We start from the raw sequence: 16,338 nt of genomic DNA on the forward strand, positions 1-16,338 counted from the left end.
CCCGCAGGGTGACGGCCCGGGCCTCCCTCACGGGACCCGGACCGTCGCCCTTCCGGTGGCGGACGGCGATCAAGCCGCCACCGGAACCTCCGGCGCCGCGCCGTTCGTCGCCGGCGCGAGCGCCAGCTCCAGGACCTGGCGGACGTCGGTCACGGCGTGGACGTCGAGCCCGTCCAGCACCTCGGCGGGGACGTCGTCCAGGTCGGGCTCGTTGCGCTTGGGGATGATCACGGTGGTGATCCCCGCCCGGTGCGCGGCGAGCAGCTTCTGCTTCACCCCGCCGATCGGCAGCACCCGCCCGGTCAGCGAGACCTCACCGGTCATCGCCACATCCGTACGGACCAGGCGCCCGGAGAGCAGCGAGGCCAGAGCGGTGGTCATCGTGACGCCGGCACTGGGGCCGTCCTTGGGCACCGCACCCGCCGGGAAGTGGATGTGCGCGCCCCGTTCCTTCAGGTCGGCCACCGGCAGCTCCAGCTCGGCGCCGTGCGACCGCAGGAAGCTCAGCGCGATCTGCGCCGACTCCTTCATCACGTCGCCCAGCTGTCCGGTCAGGGTCAGTCCGGCGGCGCCCGTCTCCGGATCGGCCAGGGACGCCTCCACGTAGAGGACGTCACCGCCGGCGCCGGTCACCGCCAGCCCGGTGGCGACACCGGGGACGGCGGTACGGCGCTCGGCCGGGTCCTGGGCGGACTCGGGCACGTGGTGCGGTCGGCCGATCAGTCCTCGCAGATCGCTTTCCGTGACGGTGAACGGCAGCTCCCGCTCGCCCAGTTCGTGCTGGGCCGCGACCTTGCGCAGCAGCCGCGCGATGGACCGCTCCAGGGTGCGTACGCCCGCCTCGCGGGTGTACTCGCCGGCCAGCTTGCGCAGCGCGCCGTCGTCGAGGTCGACCTCGTCCGCGGCGAGCCCGGCCCGCTCCAGCTGACGCGGGAGCAGGTGGTCGCGCGCGATGACGACCTTCTCGTCCTCCGTGTAGCCGTCCAGGCGGACGATCTCCATCCGGTCCGCCAGCGCCTCCGGAATGGCCTCCAGGACGTTGGCGGTGGCGAGGAAGACGACGTCCGAGAGGTCCAGCTCGACCTCCAGGTAGTGGTCCCGGAAGGTGTGGTTCTGCGCCGGGTCCAGCACTTCGAGGAGGGCGGCGGACGGGTCGCCCCGGAAGTCCGAGCCCACCTTGTCGATCTCGTCGAGCAGCACCACCGGGTTCATCGACCCGGCCTCCTTGACGGCCCGCACGATCCGGCCGGGCAGCGCGCCGACGTACGTACGCCGGTGGCCGCGGATCTCGGCCTCGTCGCGGACACCGCCGAGGGCGACCCGGACGAACTTCCGGCCCATCGCGTGGGCGACGGACTCGCCGAGGCTCGTCTTGCCGACGCCGGGCGGCCCCACCAGGGCGAGCACGGCACCGCCGCGGCGGCCCCCGACCACGCCGAGTCCGCGCTCGGCGCGCCGCTTGCGCACCGCCAGGTACTCGGTGATGCGTTCCTTCACGTCCTCCAGGCCCGCGTGCTCGGCGTCGAGCACGGCCCGGGCGCCCTGGATGTCGTACGAAGCGGCGCTGTCATCGGTCCGCTCGTTCCACGGCATCTCCAGGACCGTGTCGAGCCAGGTGCGGATCCACGATCCCTCGGGCGACTGGTCGGAGGAGCGCTCCAGCTTGCCGACCTCCTTGAGCGCGGCCTCGCGCACCTTCTCCGGCAGGTCGGCGGCCTCGACGCGGGCCCGGTAGTCGTCGGACTCCTCGGCGGGGTCCTTGCCGTGCTCTCCGTTCAGCTCGCGCAGTTCCTTGCGTACGGCCTCCAGCTGGCGCCGCAGCAGGAACTCGCGCTGCTGCTTGTCGACGCCGTCCTGGACGTCCTTGGCGATGGACTCGGCGACGTCCTGCTCGGCGAGGTGGTCGCGGAGCTGCTGGGTGGCGAGCTTCAGCCGGGCCACCGGGTCGGCGGTCTCCAGCAACGCCACCTTCTGTTCGGTGGTCAGGAAGGGCGAGTAACCGGAGTTGTCGGCGAGGGTGGCGACGTCGTCGATGGCCTGGACCCGGTCGACGACCTGCCAGGCGCCGCGCTTGCGCAGCCAGGCGGTGGCGAGCGCCTTGTACTCCGTGACCAGTTCGCCGACCTGGCCGGGCAGGGGCTCCGGCACGGTCTCCTCGATCCGGGTGCCCTCCACCCACAGCGCCGCGCCCGGCCCGGTGGTCCCGGCGCCGATCCGCACGCGGCCGCGGCCCCGGATCAGGGCGCCCGGGTCGCCGTCGGCCATCCTGCCGACCTGCTCGACCGTGCCCAGGACGCCGGTACCGGCGTAGGTCCCGTCGAGACGCGGCACCAGCAGGACCCGGGGCTTGCCCGGCGCGGACGCGGCGGCGGCCTGGGCGGCCTCCACCGCGGCGCGCACCTCGGAGTCGCTCAGGTCCAGCGGAACCACCATCCCGGGCAGCACGACCTCGTCGTCGAGCGGCAGCACAGGCAGGGCGAGCGAGGTGGACTCAGCAGCCATGATCTCCCCTTCGGCAGTCAAGTTGAGCTATGCCGACTCAATGCTGGTGAGCCACCGAATGTTCCCAGGGCCGCGTTCGCTCTCAGCGATCATTCGCGAGGACGAAGACAGGAACCCCCGCACGACATGGCTCGCACAGCCCCATGGCCCCACGGCCCGCTGAACGGAAAGTGCTGCCAGGATGAACGCATGACCACCCCGTACGACATTCCCGAAGTCCTGGACCGCCGCGAGGGCCCGTACGGGGAGGTGGTGCTCCGCAGGCACGGCAGCCTGCTGCAGATCATCGCGAACGGCTGCTTCCTGATGGACACCTCCGACGGCCGTTCGGAGCGGCGACTGATCGACGCCGCCCTGGCCGCACTCGACGCCGCCGACACCCTCGCGGGACATGGCCCGCGGCCGGGCCCGCACGTCCTCATCGGCGGACTCGGCGTCGGCTTCTCGCTCGCCCACGCCGCCGCCCAGCCCCGCTGGGGGCGCATCACCGTAGTGGAACGCGAACCCGCCGTCATCGACTGGCACCGCGCGGGCCCGCTGCCCCCGTTCGCCGCGTTCTCCGCGCACGCCCTCGCCGACCCCCGCACGGCGATCGTCGAGACCGACCTGGTGGCGTACGTCAATGAGACTTCCGACACGTTCGACGCGCTCTGTCTCGACATCGACAACGGGCCCGACTGGACCGTCACCGAGGACAACGAAGGGCTCTACTCCCCCACCGGACTCCTGTCCTGCGCAAGGGTGTTGAGGCCCGGCGGGGTACTCGCGGTGTGGTCGGCCAAGCCGTCTCCGAATTTCGAAGAAACCTTGCGTAATGCCGGGTTCCAGCAGGTGCGTACCGAAGAGGTCCCGGTTGCCCGGGGCGTTCCGGACGTCGTGCACCTCGGCGTCCGCCCTGGATAGCAAAGGCGCGGTGGCTCCCCGTACGCTGCTGCCTTGGCGCCGATCATTCAAGCGTCAATCGCAGTCATGCGCAGAGACGGATCACCCCACGGATTCCGGAAAGCACACTTCAGGGGCGGGCGATGGAGCAGACACACACCTCCCACAACGGCACGGCGGCGACCACCCCGGGCGCACAGCGCCGGGTCCTGGTGGTCGAGGACGACGCGACGATCGTGGACGCCATCGCGACCCGCCTTCGCGCCGAGGGATTCCTGGTGCAGACGGCGGGCGACGGTCCGTCCGCCGTCGACACGGCGGAGGCATGGCAGCCCGACCTGCTGATCCTCGACATCATGCTGCCTGGCTTCGACGGCCTGGAGGTCTGCCGGCGCGTGCAGGCCCAGCGGCCGGTGCCGGTCATGATGCTGACCGCGCGCGACGACGAGACCGACATGCTGGTCGGGCTGGGCGTCGGCGCCGACGACTACATGACCAAGCCGTTCTCCATGCGGGAACTGGCGGCACGCGTGCACGTGCTGCTGCGCCGCATGGAGCGGGCGGCCCTGGCGGCCACCACACCGCGCAGCGGCATCCTGCGCCTGGGCGAGCTGGAGATCGACCACGCGCAGCGCAGGGTGCGGGTGCGCAGTGAGGACGTCCATCTGACGCCCACCGAGTTCGACCTGCTGGTGTGCCTGGCGAACACGCCCCGCGCGGTGCTCTCCCGGGAGCAGCTGCTGGCCGAGGTCTGGGACTGGGCGGACGCCTCCGGCACCCGTACCGTCGACAGCCACATCAAGGCGCTGCGCCGGAAGATCGGCGCCGAGCGCATCCGTACCGTGCACGGTGTGGGCTACGCCCTGGAGACGCCGACGCCGTGAGCGACCGGCCGGCCACACGGAGAGGCCCCGGGGACCGCGGTCCCTGGGGCGGTGTCCGCCCGTTCTCGATCAAGACCAAGCTGGGCGCGCTGGTCGTCATATCGGTGCTGATCACCACCGGTCTCTCCATGATCGCGGTGCACACCAAGACCGAGCTGCGCTTCATCACGGTCTTCTCGATGATCGCCACGCTGCTCATCACTCAGTTCGTGGCGCACTCGCTCACCGCGCCGCTGGACGACATGAACGCCGTGGCCCGGTCCATCTCGCACGGCGACTACACCCGCCGGGTGCGGGAGAACCGCCGGGACGAGCTGGGCGACCTGGCCCAGACCATCAACGTCATGGCCGACGAGCTGGAGGCCCAGGACCATCAGCGCAAGGAGCTGGTGGCCAACGTCTCGCACGAACTGCGCACCCCGATCGCGGGGCTGCGCGCGGTGCTGGAGAACATCGTCGACGGCGTCACCGAGGCCGACCCCGAGACGATGCGCACGGCGCTGAAGCAGACCGAACGGCTCGGCCGGCTGGTGGAGACGCTGCTCGACCTGTCCCGCCTGGACAACGGTGTCGTCCCGCTGAGGCGGCAGCGGTTCGAGGTGTGGCCTTATCTGTCCGGCGTGCTCAAGGAGGCCAACATGGTCGCCTCCGCGCGCGCGGGCATGGCCACCGGCTCCGGCAGCCACACCCGTACGGACGTCTATCTGCGCCTCGACGTCTCGCCGCCGGAGCTCACCGCGTACGTCGACCCGGAGCGCATCCACCAGGTGGTCGCCAACCTCATCGACAACGCGGTCAAGCACAGTCCGCCGCACGGCCATGTGACGGTCAGGGCACGGCCCGGAACGCAGCCGGATTCGCTGCGGCTGGAAATCCTGGACGAGGGACCCGGCATTCCGCGGACCGAATGGCATCGCGTCTTCGAGCGCTTCAACCGCGGCAGCGTCAATCTGCCGCACGGCCCGGGCAGCGACGGCGGCACCGGTCTCGGTCTGGCGATCGCCCGCTGGGCCGTCGATCTCCACGGCGGACGGATCGGGGTGGCCGAATCCGAGCGTGGTTGCCGGATTCTTATCACTCTTCCGGGAGCGTCTCCCGCGTCAGGTTGACGTAGGGTTCGAAGTCGAGTCACAAGATCCACGTGCGTTCGCCCTGACGGACACGTGTGATCAGGCAAAGACCCGGGTCGCGAGTGCGCCGGGTCACGGACGGTGCGTGCCCGACGCGGCCCGAAGAAGCGGAACCAGGCTTGTTTCCCGCCATTTCCCACACCGAAACACCCTCCGAGATGTGACTTACACGACGTTGAACGGGCCCGACCTGACCTTCCCGCTCTTGGAGGCGTAGCCTTAATTTCCGCTGTCCATCATCTTGTGAAGCGGAAGAGGGCGGTTGACGCCGTGTCGCCACAGTCCCCCAGTAACTCGAGCATCTCGACCGACACCGACCAAGCGGGTAAGAACCCCGCTGCGGCCTTCGGTGCCAATGAATGGCTCGTCGACGAGATCTACCAGCAGTACCTCCAGGACCCGAACTCGGTCGACCGGGCCTGGTGGGACTTCTTCGCCGACTACAAGCCGGGGGCGCCCCAGGCCTCTGCTCCGGTGAGCAACGCGTCGACGGGGACCGCGGGCACGACGACGGCTCCGCCGGCCACTCCGGCCCAGCCCGCCGCCACGCCCGCGCCGCCCTCCGCCCCGCAGCCCGCCACCGCGGCACCGGCCGCCAAGGCGCCGGCGCAGGTGCCCGCTCCGGCGAAGGCCGCCCCGGCCCCCGCCCAGGCCGCCCCCGCCAAGCCCGCCGCCGCGAAGGCACCGGCAGCCAAGGCACCGGCAGCCAAGGCTCCGGCCGCCAAGGCACAGCCCGCCGACGAGGCCAAGCAGGGCCCCGAGCAGGTCACGCTGCGCGGCCCGTCCGCGGCCGTCGCGAAGAACATGGACGCCTCGCTGGAGGTGCCCACGGCCACGTCCGTGCGCGCGCTCCCGGTGAAGCTCCTGTTCGACAACCGCATCGTCATCAACAACCACCTCAAGCGTGCCCGCGGCGGGAAGATCTCCTTCACCCACCTCATCGGCTACGCGATGGTCCAGGCCATCAAGGCGATGCCGTCGATGAACTGGCACTACGCGAAGGTGGACGGCAAGCCCACCCTGGTGAAGCCGGAGCACGTCAAGTTCGGCCTCGCCATCGACCTGGTCAAGCCGAACGGCGACCGCCAGCTGGTCGTCGCGGGCATCGAGAAGGCCGAGACGCTGAACTTCTTCGAGTTCTGGCAGGCCTACGAGGACATCGTCCGTCGCGCCCGCGACAACAAGCTGACGATGAACGACTTCACCGGCGTCACCGTCTCGCTGACCAACCCCGGCGGCCTGGGCACCGTCCACTCCGTGCCCCGCCTGATGCAGAACCAGTCGGTGATCCTGGGCGTCGGCTCCATGGACTACCCGGCCGAGTTCCAGGGCACCAGCCAGGACACCCTCAACAAGCTCGGCATCTCGAAGGTCATGACGCTCACGTCGACCTACGACCACCGGGTGATCCAGGGTGCCGCCTCCGGCGAGTTCCTGCGCGCGGTCGCGAACCTCCTGCTCGGCGAGAACGGCTTCTACGACGAGATCTTCGAGGCGCTGCGCATCCCCTACGAGCCGGTCCGCTGGCTCAAGGACATCGACGCATCCCACGACGACGACGTCACGAAGGCCGCCCGTGTCTTCGAACTGATCCACTCCTACCGGGTCCGCGGCCACGTCATGGCCGACACCGACCCGCTGGAGTACCGCCAGCGCAAGCACCCCGACCTGGACATCACCGAGCACGGGCTCACCCTCTGGGACCTGGAGCGCGAGTTCGCGGTCGGCGGTTTCTCGGGCAAGACCCTGATGAAGCTGCGCGACATCCTGGGTGTGCTGCGCGACTCGTACTGCCGCACCACCGGCATCGAGTTCATGCACATCCAGGACCCGAAGCAGCGCAAGTGGATCCAGGACCGCGTGGAGCGCACGCACTCCAACCTGGAGCGCGAGGAGCAGCTGCGCATCCTGCGCCGGCTGAACGCCGCGGAGGCGTTCGAAACCTTCCTGCAGACCAAGTACGTCGGCCAGAAGCGCTTCTCCCTGGAGGGCGGCGAGTCCGTCATCCCGCTGCTGGACGCCGTTCTGGACTCGGCCGCCGAGTCCCGTCTCGACGAGGTCGTCATCGGCATGGCCCACCGCGGCCGGCTGAACGTGCTGGCCAACGTCGTGGGCAAGTCGTACGCGCAGATCTTCCGCGAGTTCGAGGGCAACCTCGACCCGAAGTCGATGCACGGCTCCGGCGACGTGAAGTACCACCTGGGCGCCGAGGGCACCTTCACCGGTCTCGACGGCGAGCAGATCAGGGTCTCCCTGGTCGCCAACCCGTCCCACCTGGAGGCGGTGGACCCGGTCCTGGAAGGCGTCGTGCGCGCCAAGCAGGACATCATCGGCAAGGGCGGCACGGACTTCACCGTCCTGCCGGTGGTGATCCACGGCGACGCGGCCTTCGCGGGCCAGGGCGTGGTGGCCGAGACCCTGAACATGTCGCAGCTGCGCGGCTACCGCACCGGCGGCACGGTCCACGTCGTCATCAACAACCAGGTCGGCTTCACCGCCGCTCCCGAGTCCTCGCGCTCGTCGATGTACGCGACGGACGTGGCCCGCATGATCGAGGCCCCGATCTTCCACGTGAACGGCGACGACCCGGAGGCCGTGGTCCGCGTCGCGCGGCTGGCCTTCGAGTTCCGCCAGGCGTTCAACAAGGACGTGGTGATCGACCTCATCTGCTACCGCCGCCGCGGTCACAACGAGTCGGACAACCCGGCCTTCACGCAGCCGCTGATGTACGACCTGATCGACAAGAAGCGCTCGGTGCGCAAGCTGTACACCGAGTCCCTCATCGGTCGCGGCGACATCACCCTGGAAGAGGCCGAGCAGGCTCTGCAGGACTACCAGGGCCAGCTGGAGAAGGTCTTCACCGAGGTCCGCGAGGCGGCGTCCCAGCCGTCGGCCGCCGAGCCCTCGGAGCCGCAGGCCCAGTTCCCGGTGGCGGTGAACACGGCGGTCAGCTCCGAGGTCGTCAAGCGGATCGCCGAGTCGCAGGTCAACATCCCCGACCACGTCACCATCCACCCGCGTCTGCTGCCGCAGCTGCAGCGCCGGGCGGCGATGGTCGAGGACGGCACGATCGACTGGGGCATGGGCGAGACCCTCGCGGTCGGCTCGCTGCTCCTGGAGGGCGTCCCGGTCCGGCTCTCCGGCCAGGACTCGCAGCGCGGCACCTTCGGCCAGCGCCACGCGGTCGTCATCGACCGCGAGACGGGTGCCGAGTTCACGCCGCTGCTGTACCTGTCCGAGGACCAGGCCCGGTACAACGTCTACAACTCCCTGCTCTCCGAGTACGCGGTGATGGGCTTCGAGTACGGCTACTCGCTGGCCCGCCCCGACGCACTCGTGATGTGGGAGGCGCAGTTCGGCGACTTCGTCAACGGCGCGCAGACGGTCGTGGACGAGTTCATCTCGTCGGCCGAGCAGAAGTGGAACCAGAACTCCGGCGTGACCCTGCTCCTGCCGCACGGCTACGAGGGCCAGGGCCCGGACCACTCCTCGGCCCGCCCGGAGCGGTTCCTGCAGCTCTGCGCGCAGAACAACATGACGGTCGCGATGCCGACGGTCCCGTCGAACTACTTCCACCTCCTGCGGTGGCAGGTGCACAACCCGCACCACAAGCCGCTGGTCGTCTTCACCCCGAAGTCGATGCTGCGCCTGAAGGCGGCGGCCTCGAAGGCGGAGGAGTTCACCACGGGCCAGTTCCGCCCGGTCATCGGCGACGACTCGGTCGACCCGGCCGCGGTCAAGAAGGTCGTCTTCACCGCCGGCAAGGTCTACTACGACCTGGACGCCGAGCGGAAGAAGCACGGCATCACCGACACGGCGATCATCCGCATCGAGCGCCTGTACCCGCTGCCGGGTGCCGAGCTCCAGGCGGAGATCAAGAAGTACCCGAACGCCGAGAAGTACCTGTGGGCCCAGGAGGAGCCGGCGAACCAGGGCGCCTGGCCGTTCATCGCGCTCAACCTGATCGACCACCTCGACCTGGCCGTCGGCGCCGACGTCCCGCACGACGAGCGTCTGCGCCGCATCTCGCGTCCGCACGGCTCGTCCCCGGCCGTCGGTTCCGCGAAGCGGCACCAGGCCGAGCAGGAGCAGCTGGTGCGTGAGGTGTTCGACGCCTGACCGACGCCGTCACGGGTCGTTCCCGGCCGGGCCGCACCCCCTCTTCGGGGGGTGCGGCCCGGCCCGTTTGCGCGCACATATCCTTGTTCTCATGTACTTCACGGACCGTGGCATCGAGGAACTGGAGAAGCGGCGCGGCGAGGAGGAGGTCACCTTCGAGTGGCTCGCCGAGCAGCTGCGGACGTTCGTCGACCTCAACCCCGACTTCGAGGTGCCGGTGGAACGCCTGGCGACATGGCTGGCCCGGCTGGACGACGACGAGGACGACGAGTAGGCGAGTACACGGGTAGCCGGGTAGCCGGGTAGCCGGGTAAACGAACAGGGGACATCCGGTCGCGCAGGGCGCCATGAGCCGACCGGGGTGTCCCCGCCCGCTCCGGCCCCCCCTCGCCACTCCCGGCCCCGGCCTCCGGCCTGGGATCGTTCCGCCGACACGGCCACACATCAGGGCAGTTCACCCCTTCTGCATGAGGACTGATCACCAGAACGAGTGTCTTGACTTTCCCCGGCCGCGATATATCGTGAATTACGTGAGACGCGATATGGCGCGTCGGGGTTCTTGCATGCCGGGTGCGCATCGCCGGTACCACTCCCAGTCGGCCGTCCCGTCGCCTCGCCGTCCGGCTAGTCAGGCAGTCCGGCCCAGGAGGTTCCACCATGCCCGAAAGGTCCGTCTCAGAGCCCGCGAAGCTCACGTTCGACGAGCCAGTGAGCGAGCTCCACGTACGCATCGTCAACGGAACGGTGAACGTGGTGGGCACGGACGAAGGTTCCGCCCGCCTGGAGGTCTCCGAGATCGAGGGACCTCCCCTGACGGTCACCCAGCAGGGCGGCACCCTCACGGTGGCCTACGAGGACCTGCCCTGGAAGGACTTCCTCAAGTGGCTGGACCGCAAGGGCCGGCACCGCAGCGCGGTGGTCTCGCTGGCGGTTCCGACGCAGACACGGGTCGAGGTGGGGGTGGTCGGTGCCGGGGCCGTGGTCTCCGGGGTCAAAGGGCCGTCGGTGGTGAGGGGGGTCACCGGCGACACGACGCTGGTCGCCCTCTCCGGCCCGGTCCGCGCGGACACGGTGTCCGGGAACGTCGAGGCCCAGTCCGTCACCGGTGACCTGCGGTTCAACTCGGTCTCCGGGGACCTCACCGTGGTCGACGGGTCCGGGTCCACCGTGCGGGCGGACTCGGTCAGCGGCTCCATGATCGTGGACCTCGCTCCCGACGGTCCCACCGACATCCGGCTGGCCAGCGTCTCCGGGGAGATCGCGATCCGACTGCCCGATCCGGCGGACGCGGAGGTCGAGGCCAACACGGCGAGCGGCGCCGTCTCCAACGCCTTCGACGGCCTGCGGGTGCACGGCCAGTGGGGCGCCCACAAGATCACCGGCCGGCTGGGCGCGGGCAACGGCAAGCTGCGGGCCACCACCGTCTCCGGTTCCATCGCCCTGTTGCGCCGCCCGCCCCGCGAGGAGGAGAGCGAGCCGTGGGACGCACCGGCCGACACCACGGCTGACGGCACGACCGACGGCCCGACCGACAAGAAGGTGCTCTGACATGGCCCCCGTCTTCGCTCACGGACGCCTCCGCCTCTACCTGCTGAAGCTGCTGGACGAGGCCCCGCGCCACGGCTACGAGGTGATCCGCCTCCTCGAGGAGCGCTTCCAGGGGCTGTACGCACCGTCGGCGGGCACGGTCTACCCGCGCCTGGCCAAGCTGGAGGCGGAGGGTCTGGTCACCCACGCCACCGAGGGCGGCCGCAAGGTGTACTCCATCACGGACGCCGGCCGCGCCGAACTGGCCGACCGCAGTGGTGAGCTGGCCGATCTGGAGCTGGAGATCCGGGAGTCGGTCGCCGAACTCGCCGCCGAGATACAGGCCGATGTCCGCGGCGCGGCCGGCGACCTGCGCCGCGAGATGCGGGCCGCCGCCGGCCAGGCCCGCCAGGGGCGGGACGCGGGGACGGAAGCCGAACCCGGCCCCGGAGACTTCACGGGTCTCGGCGAGAAGGAGGCCTGGCGGGCCGCCAAGGAGGAGCTGCGACGCGCCAAGCAGGAGTGGAAGGAGCAGGCCCGGCGCGCCAAGGACGAGAGCCGCCGCGCCCGTGACGAGGCTCAGCGCGCCCGCCGTCAGGCCAAGGAGGCCCAGGACCGGGCCACTGCTCAGGCCCAGGAGGAGGTGCAGCGCATCGCCCGGCGGGTGCAGGAGCAGATGCAGGACCATTTCTCACGCGGCGACTGGCCGACCGGCCTGCGCGAGGGGCTGGGTGAACTGGCCAAGGAGGTGGGCGAGTTCGGCAAGGACTTCGGCTTCGGCCGCACCGGTACGGAGAGCGGCGCCCCGGCGCCCGGACCGTCTTACTCCCAGACCCCTGAGAACTTCCCGGCCGACTACACCCCCGCCTGGGCGCACGAGGGTGCCACGGACTCCACCGGCGACCCCGCGCGGGAGCTGGACCGGCTGCTGGACCGGTTCCGGGACGACATCCGCGACGCGACCCGCGACCACGGGATCACCCCGGACCAGCTCCGCGAGGCCCGTCGCCACCTCTCCATGGCGGCAGCCCACATCGGAGCCCTCCTGCGCACGCCGAAGCCCTGAGCCCGACGGCGGACCAGGCCCCGGCGATGCGGCGGGGCCCCGGCTCGTGCGGCCGGGGCCCCGGTGGTACGGCCGAGGACCCCCACCGTGCCGCCGGACGGGCCGCACCCTCCTCAGGCACACGCCTCCCCCGGGCCGTCGAGCACTCCGGTCAGCGACTCGTGGGTGGCCCCGCGATCGTTTCCGACGGCCGGCCCGGAATCCGGACCGGCCGTGGAGAGGAACCGCGCACCCCGGGAGCCGCGAACCTATGGAGCCGTGAGCACGATCTTTCCGAACTGCCCACCCGCCTCGATCCGTTCGAAGCCTTCCCGCGCCCGGTCCATGGGCAGTACCTCGTCGATGACGGGTCGCACCCCGGTGGCGGCGCAGAAGGCAAGCAGGTCCTCCAGCTCGTCCCTGGTGCCCATCGTCGATCCGACGATCTTGAGCTCCAGGAAGAAGATCCGGGTGAGCTCGGCGTGCGAGGGCCGGTCGCCACTGGTGGCACCGGAGATCACCAGCGTGCCGCCGGGCCGCAGCGACTTCACCGAGTGGGACCAGGTCGCGGCCCCCACCGTCTCGATGACCGCGTCGACCCGCTGCGGCAGCCGGGCTCCGGGCTCCAGCGCCTCCACCGCGCCCAGTTCCACGGCCCGCTTCCGCTTCGCCTCGTCCCGGCTGGTGGCGAACACCCGCAACCCCGCGGCCCTGCCCAGCACGATCGCGGCGGTGGCGACGCCTCCGCCGGCCCCCTGCACCAGGACGGAGTCACCGGGCCGCACCCCGGCGTTGGTGAACAGCATCCGGTACGCGGTCAGCCAGGCCGTGGGCAGGCAGGCCGCCTCCTCGAAGGACAGTTCCTTCGGCTTGGGCAGGACGTTCCAGGTGGGCACGGCGACCTGCTCGGCGAAGGTGCCGGGGTAACGCTCCGTCAGGATCGACCGGGGTTCGTTCGGGCCCACTCCATGGCCGGTCTGTCCGATCACGGAGTGCAGGACGACCTCGTTGCCGTCCTCGTCGATGCCGGCGGCGTCGCAGCCGAGGATCATGGGCAGCTTGTCCTCCGCGAGGCCCACGCCCCGCAGGGACCACAGGTCATGATGGTTGAGGGAGGCGGCCTTCACGGTCACGGTGCTCCAGCCGGGACGGGCCTCGGGGGCCGGACGCTCCCCCAGCTCCAGACCGGAAAGCGGCTGGTCACGGTCGATTCGGGCGGCGTAGACAGCGAACATGGCCTTGACGATAGGCCGCCCGTCCCCCCGACGGAACAACGCGGCGCTGTGAGACACACCTTCTTGCCACCACGCCGCACCGCACCCCGCAGACCCCGCCCGCCCCCGAAGCCCGGCCGGCGCCCGGCCCGCTCCGTGCCCGGCCGCCGGGAAAAGCAGTCGGCCCCGTCCACCCGAGGACGGGGCCGACACAGCTCCGCGCGCCTCAGCGCCGGGCGACGCCCTCCGCGCGGGCGGCAGCGGCCACCGCCGCGGTCACCGCCGGAGCGACCCGCTCGTCGAACGGGGACGGAATGACGTAGTCGGCGGAGAGGTCGTCCCCCACCACCGACGCCAGCGCCTCGGCCGCCGCCAGCTTCATCCCCTCGGTGATCCGCGAGGCACGCACCTGCAGCGCCCCCGCGAAGATCCCCGGGAACGCCAGCACGTTGTTGATCTGGTTCGGGAAGTCCGACCGTCCGGTGGCCACGACCGCCGCGTACTTGTGCGCGATCTCCGGGTGCACCTCGGGGTCGGGATTGGCCATGGCGAAGACGAAGGCGCCCTTCGCCATCGACGCCACCGCCGACTCCGGCACCGTGCCGCCGGAGACGCCGATGAAGACGTCGGCCCCGTCCAGCGCGGTCTCCAGCGAACCGGAGATGCCCGCCTTGTTCGTGAACGCCGCCACTTCCCGCTTGATCGGCGTGAGGTCGTCACGCTCGCGCGAGACGACGCCCTTGCGGTCGGTCACCGCGACATCGCCGATCCCGGCTTCGACCAGCATCTTGGCGATCGCGACACCGGCCGCGCCGGCGCCCGAGATCACGGCCCGCAGATCGCCCAGCGCCCGCCCGCTCAGCCGCGCCGCGTTACGCAGCGCCGCCAGCGACACGATCGCCGTGCCGTGCTGGTCGTCGTGGAAGACCGGGATGTCCAGCTGCTCCTGCAGCCGCCGCTCGACCTCGAAGCACCGGGGCGCCGAGATGTCCTCCAGGTTCACCCCGCCGAAGGACGGAGCGAGCCGGACCACGGTCTCGACGATCTCGTCCACGTCGGTGGTGTTCAGCGCGAGCGGAACCGCGTCCACGCCGCCGAACTGCTTGAAGAGGATCGCCTTGCCCTCCATCACGGGGAGGGAGGCCTCAGGGCCGATGTCACCGAGTCCCAGCACGGCCGTACCGTCGGTGACGACGGCGACGACCGAGGACTTCCAGGTGTAGTCGTGGACGAGTTCCGGCTGCTCGGCGATCGCGCTGCACACCTTCGCGACGCCGGGCGTGTACGCCAGGGACAGATCGTCCCTGTCACGGAGCGGCACGGTGGCCTGCACAGCCATCTTGCCGCCGCGGTGCAGCGCGAATGCCGGGTCGATGGAGTCGAGGGGCTCGGCCCCGCCGTCCTGTTCCGTGTGACCGTTCCGGCTTTCGCTGTCGCTGCGAGGATTGACAATCTCCGCTGCCACTTGGTTGACCCCTTAATCGTTCTTGGTTTGAGGGTTACCGCTCCGGGTGAGGAGCGGGCGGGACCGCGCCGGGCCCGGTGGGTTGACACGTCGGGCACAGACACGACGGGCGCGCCGCACACGCGCCCTGGATCCCCGGATGAGGGGTGTAAAGCACCTTCTTACCGGACTGACGCCTTCGGCGACGAGTCCATAACGCAAAGGTCACATGCGGGCGCCGGGACTCATCTACCAATTTCAGGACAAGCCACCGACAAACACTTGACAAACGCTCGGGACCTGGCAAATGCCACGGCCGGGCAACCAACACCCCGCCCTGAGCCGAAGATCTTCCGGTCGGAACGGAGCATTCCCGCAGACCGTCCGGCCATGATGGAACGAATCAGTGCGGTTCGAGCGCCACCCGTTACCCGATTTTGACATGGCGAGCCCACTGGATGGAGCAGCCCGAATGGCAAGATGCGGTAATCACACGAGGTCGCGACATTCGAAGGCATGTGCTCTCGGCGACCCTCGGCACTGCCGGTCCCCATCGGCAGTGGCCGAACCCATCGGCATTCCACTCATCCGCCGGAGGAACCACCATGGCCGCACGCACCACCCGTCGTACCCCCGCCGCCAAGTCCCGACTGGCAGCGGTCGGCGCGATCGCGGTCGCAGGCGCTCTGCTCATCACCGGCTGCGGTGACCAGACCAAGGACAACGGCTCGGGCAGCAGCGACACCGCGTCGACGAGCGCCGCCCCGCTGGCCGACAAGCTGCCTCAGTCGATCCGCGACAAGGGCGTCATCAAGGTCGGTTCGGACATCGCCTACGCCCCGGTCGAGTTCAAGGACGACTCCGGCAAGGTGGTCGGCATCGACCCCGACCTCGCGGCCGCCATGGGCAAGCAGCTCGGGGTGACGTTCGAGTTCCAGAACGGCACGTTCGACACCCTGATCGGCGGTCTCGCATCCAAGCGCTACGACATCGCGATGTCGGCCATGACCGACACCAAGGAGCGGCAGGAGGGCATCGACGCCGACACCGGCAAGAAGGTCGGCGCCGGCGTCGACTTCGTCGACTACTTCACCGCGGGCGTCTCGCTCTACACCAACAAGGGCGACGACCAGGGCATCAAGACCTGGGACGACCTGTGCGGCAAGACCATGGCGGTCCAGCGCAACACCTTCTCCCACGACCTCGCCAAGGAGCAGGCGCAGAAGTGCGAGAAGGCCGGCAAGAAGACTCTGAAGATCGAGGACTTCGCGACCAACCCCGAAGCCGAGACCCGGATGCGCTCCAAGGGCGCGAACGTCGTCTCCGCCGACTTCCCGATCGCCGCGTACTCCGTGAAGAACTCCGGCGGGGGCAAGTACTTCGAGATCGTCGGCGACCAGGTCGAGGCGGGCCCGTACGGCATCGCCGTCGCCAAGGACAACACCGAGCTGCGGGACGCTCTGCAGGCGGCTGTCCAGGCAGTCATCGACAGCGGCGAGTACACGAAGATCGTGGAGAAGTGGGGTGTCGCAGACGGTGCGATCACCGAGGCCAAGATCAACGGCGGCTCCTGAACCGTCCCGTTCGACGT

General features: G+C 70.1%; 11 protein-coding genes. 8 read left to right on the top strand and 3 right to left on the bottom strand.

Features of this window, described 5'->3' with window-relative positions:
* Positions 1 to 69: 69 nt before the first annotated feature.
* Positions 70 to 2,502 carry an endopeptidase La gene (gene lon / locus AC6F7H_RS06910; RefSeq protein WP_500755896.1) on the bottom strand — a complete coding sequence of 811 codons (2,433 nt, stop codon included), beginning with the start codon at positions 2,500 to 2,502 and terminating at the stop codon, positions 70 to 72.
* 189 nt (positions 2,503 to 2,691) lie between these two features.
* On the opposite strand from lon, the gene AC6F7H_RS06915 reads away from it, so the two are divergent.
* From AC6F7H_RS06915 to AC6F7H_RS06945, 7 genes are all read left to right on the top strand, one after another.
* A complete protein-coding gene (locus AC6F7H_RS06915) occupies positions 2,692 to 3,405 on the top strand; it encodes a spermine/spermidine synthase domain-containing protein (protein WP_500755898.1) in 714 nt (237 codons plus the stop codon).
* Positions 3,406 to 3,527: 122 nt separating this feature from the next.
* Positions 3,528 to 4,268, top strand: coding sequence for a response regulator transcription factor (locus AC6F7H_RS06920; RefSeq protein ID WP_109378072.1), 741 nt, complete (start codon positions 3,528 to 3,530; stop codon positions 4,266 to 4,268).
* Positions 4,265 to 5,377, top strand: coding sequence for a HAMP domain-containing sensor histidine kinase (locus tag AC6F7H_RS06925; RefSeq protein WP_500755900.1), 1,113 nt, complete (start codon positions 4,265 to 4,267; stop codon positions 5,375 to 5,377). The genes AC6F7H_RS06920 and AC6F7H_RS06925 overlap by 4 nt, the downstream gene beginning before the upstream one ends.
* Positions 5,378 to 5,668: 291 nt before the next feature.
* Positions 5,669 to 9,517: a multifunctional oxoglutarate decarboxylase/oxoglutarate dehydrogenase thiamine pyrophosphate-binding subunit/dihydrolipoyllysine-residue succinyltransferase subunit gene (locus AC6F7H_RS06930; RefSeq protein ID WP_500755901.1), complete on the top strand. Its 3,849-nt coding sequence runs from the start codon at positions 5,669 to 5,671 to the stop codon at positions 9,515 to 9,517.
* Between the two features lie 91 nt (positions 9,518 to 9,608).
* Complete coding sequence (locus AC6F7H_RS06935) at positions 9,609 to 9,791, top strand: DUF6104 family protein (RefSeq protein ID WP_019058231.1); 183 nt, start codon at positions 9,609 to 9,611, stop codon at positions 9,789 to 9,791.
* 383 nt (positions 9,792 to 10,174) lie between these two features.
* Positions 10,175 to 11,065, top strand: coding sequence for a DUF4097 family beta strand repeat-containing protein (locus AC6F7H_RS06940; RefSeq protein ID WP_500755902.1), 891 nt, complete (start codon positions 10,175 to 10,177; stop codon positions 11,063 to 11,065).
* A gap of 1 nt (position 11,066) precedes the next feature.
* Positions 11,067 to 12,110 (top strand): PadR family transcriptional regulator, encoded by a 1,044-nt coding sequence (locus AC6F7H_RS06945; RefSeq protein ID WP_500755904.1) that lies wholly within the window; start codon positions 11,067 to 11,069, stop codon positions 12,108 to 12,110.
* A 248-nt stretch (positions 12,111 to 12,358) separates the two neighbouring features.
* Here the strand turns inward: AC6F7H_RS06945 and AC6F7H_RS06950 are convergent, their stop codons facing one another.
* Complete coding sequence (locus AC6F7H_RS06950) at positions 12,359 to 13,324, bottom strand: zinc-binding dehydrogenase (protein WP_500755906.1); 966 nt, start codon at positions 13,322 to 13,324, stop codon at positions 12,359 to 12,361.
* 205 nt (positions 13,325 to 13,529) lie between these two features.
* Positions 13,530 to 14,768: an NAD(P)-dependent malic enzyme gene (locus AC6F7H_RS06955; protein ID WP_109378078.1), complete on the bottom strand. Its 1,239-nt coding sequence runs from the start codon at positions 14,766 to 14,768 to the stop codon at positions 13,530 to 13,532.
* A 584-nt stretch (positions 14,769 to 15,352) separates the two neighbouring features.
* Between AC6F7H_RS06955 and AC6F7H_RS06960 the strand changes: the two genes are divergently transcribed.
* On the top strand, positions 15,353 to 16,321 hold the full coding sequence (locus AC6F7H_RS06960; RefSeq protein ID WP_500755908.1) for an ABC transporter substrate-binding protein: 969 nt from the start codon (positions 15,353 to 15,355) through the stop codon (positions 16,319 to 16,321).
* The last annotated feature ends 17 nt before the right edge of the window (positions 16,322 to 16,338 follow it).

The organism is Streptomyces sp. MMS24-W38, from assembly GCF_059889265.1.

Bases quoted from the DNA above. Each gene is read 5' to 3' on its own strand.
- lon (WP_500755896.1), bottom strand. From the start codon at position 2,502: ATGGCTGCTGAGTCCACCTCGCTCGCCCTGCCTGTGCTGCCGCTCGAC.
- AC6F7H_RS06915 (WP_500755898.1), top strand. From the start codon at position 2,692: ATGACCACCCCGTACGACATTCCCGAAGTCCTGGACCGCCGCGAGGGC.
- AC6F7H_RS06920 (WP_109378072.1), top strand. From the start codon at position 3,528: ATGGAGCAGACACACACCTCCCACAACGGCACGGCGGCGACCACCCCG.
- AC6F7H_RS06935 (WP_019058231.1), top strand. From the start codon at position 9,609: ATGTACTTCACGGACCGTGGCATCGAGGAACTGGAGAAGCGGCGCGGC.
- AC6F7H_RS06940 (WP_500755902.1), top strand. From the start codon at position 10,175: ATGCCCGAAAGGTCCGTCTCAGAGCCCGCGAAGCTCACGTTCGACGAG.
- AC6F7H_RS06945 (WP_500755904.1), top strand. From the start codon at position 11,067: ATGGCCCCCGTCTTCGCTCACGGACGCCTCCGCCTCTACCTGCTGAAG.
- AC6F7H_RS06950 (WP_500755906.1), bottom strand. From the start codon at position 13,324: ATGTTCGCTGTCTACGCCGCCCGAATCGACCGTGACCAGCCGCTTTCC.
- AC6F7H_RS06960 (WP_500755908.1), top strand. From the start codon at position 15,353: ATGGCCGCACGCACCACCCGTCGTACCCCCGCCGCCAAGTCCCGACTG.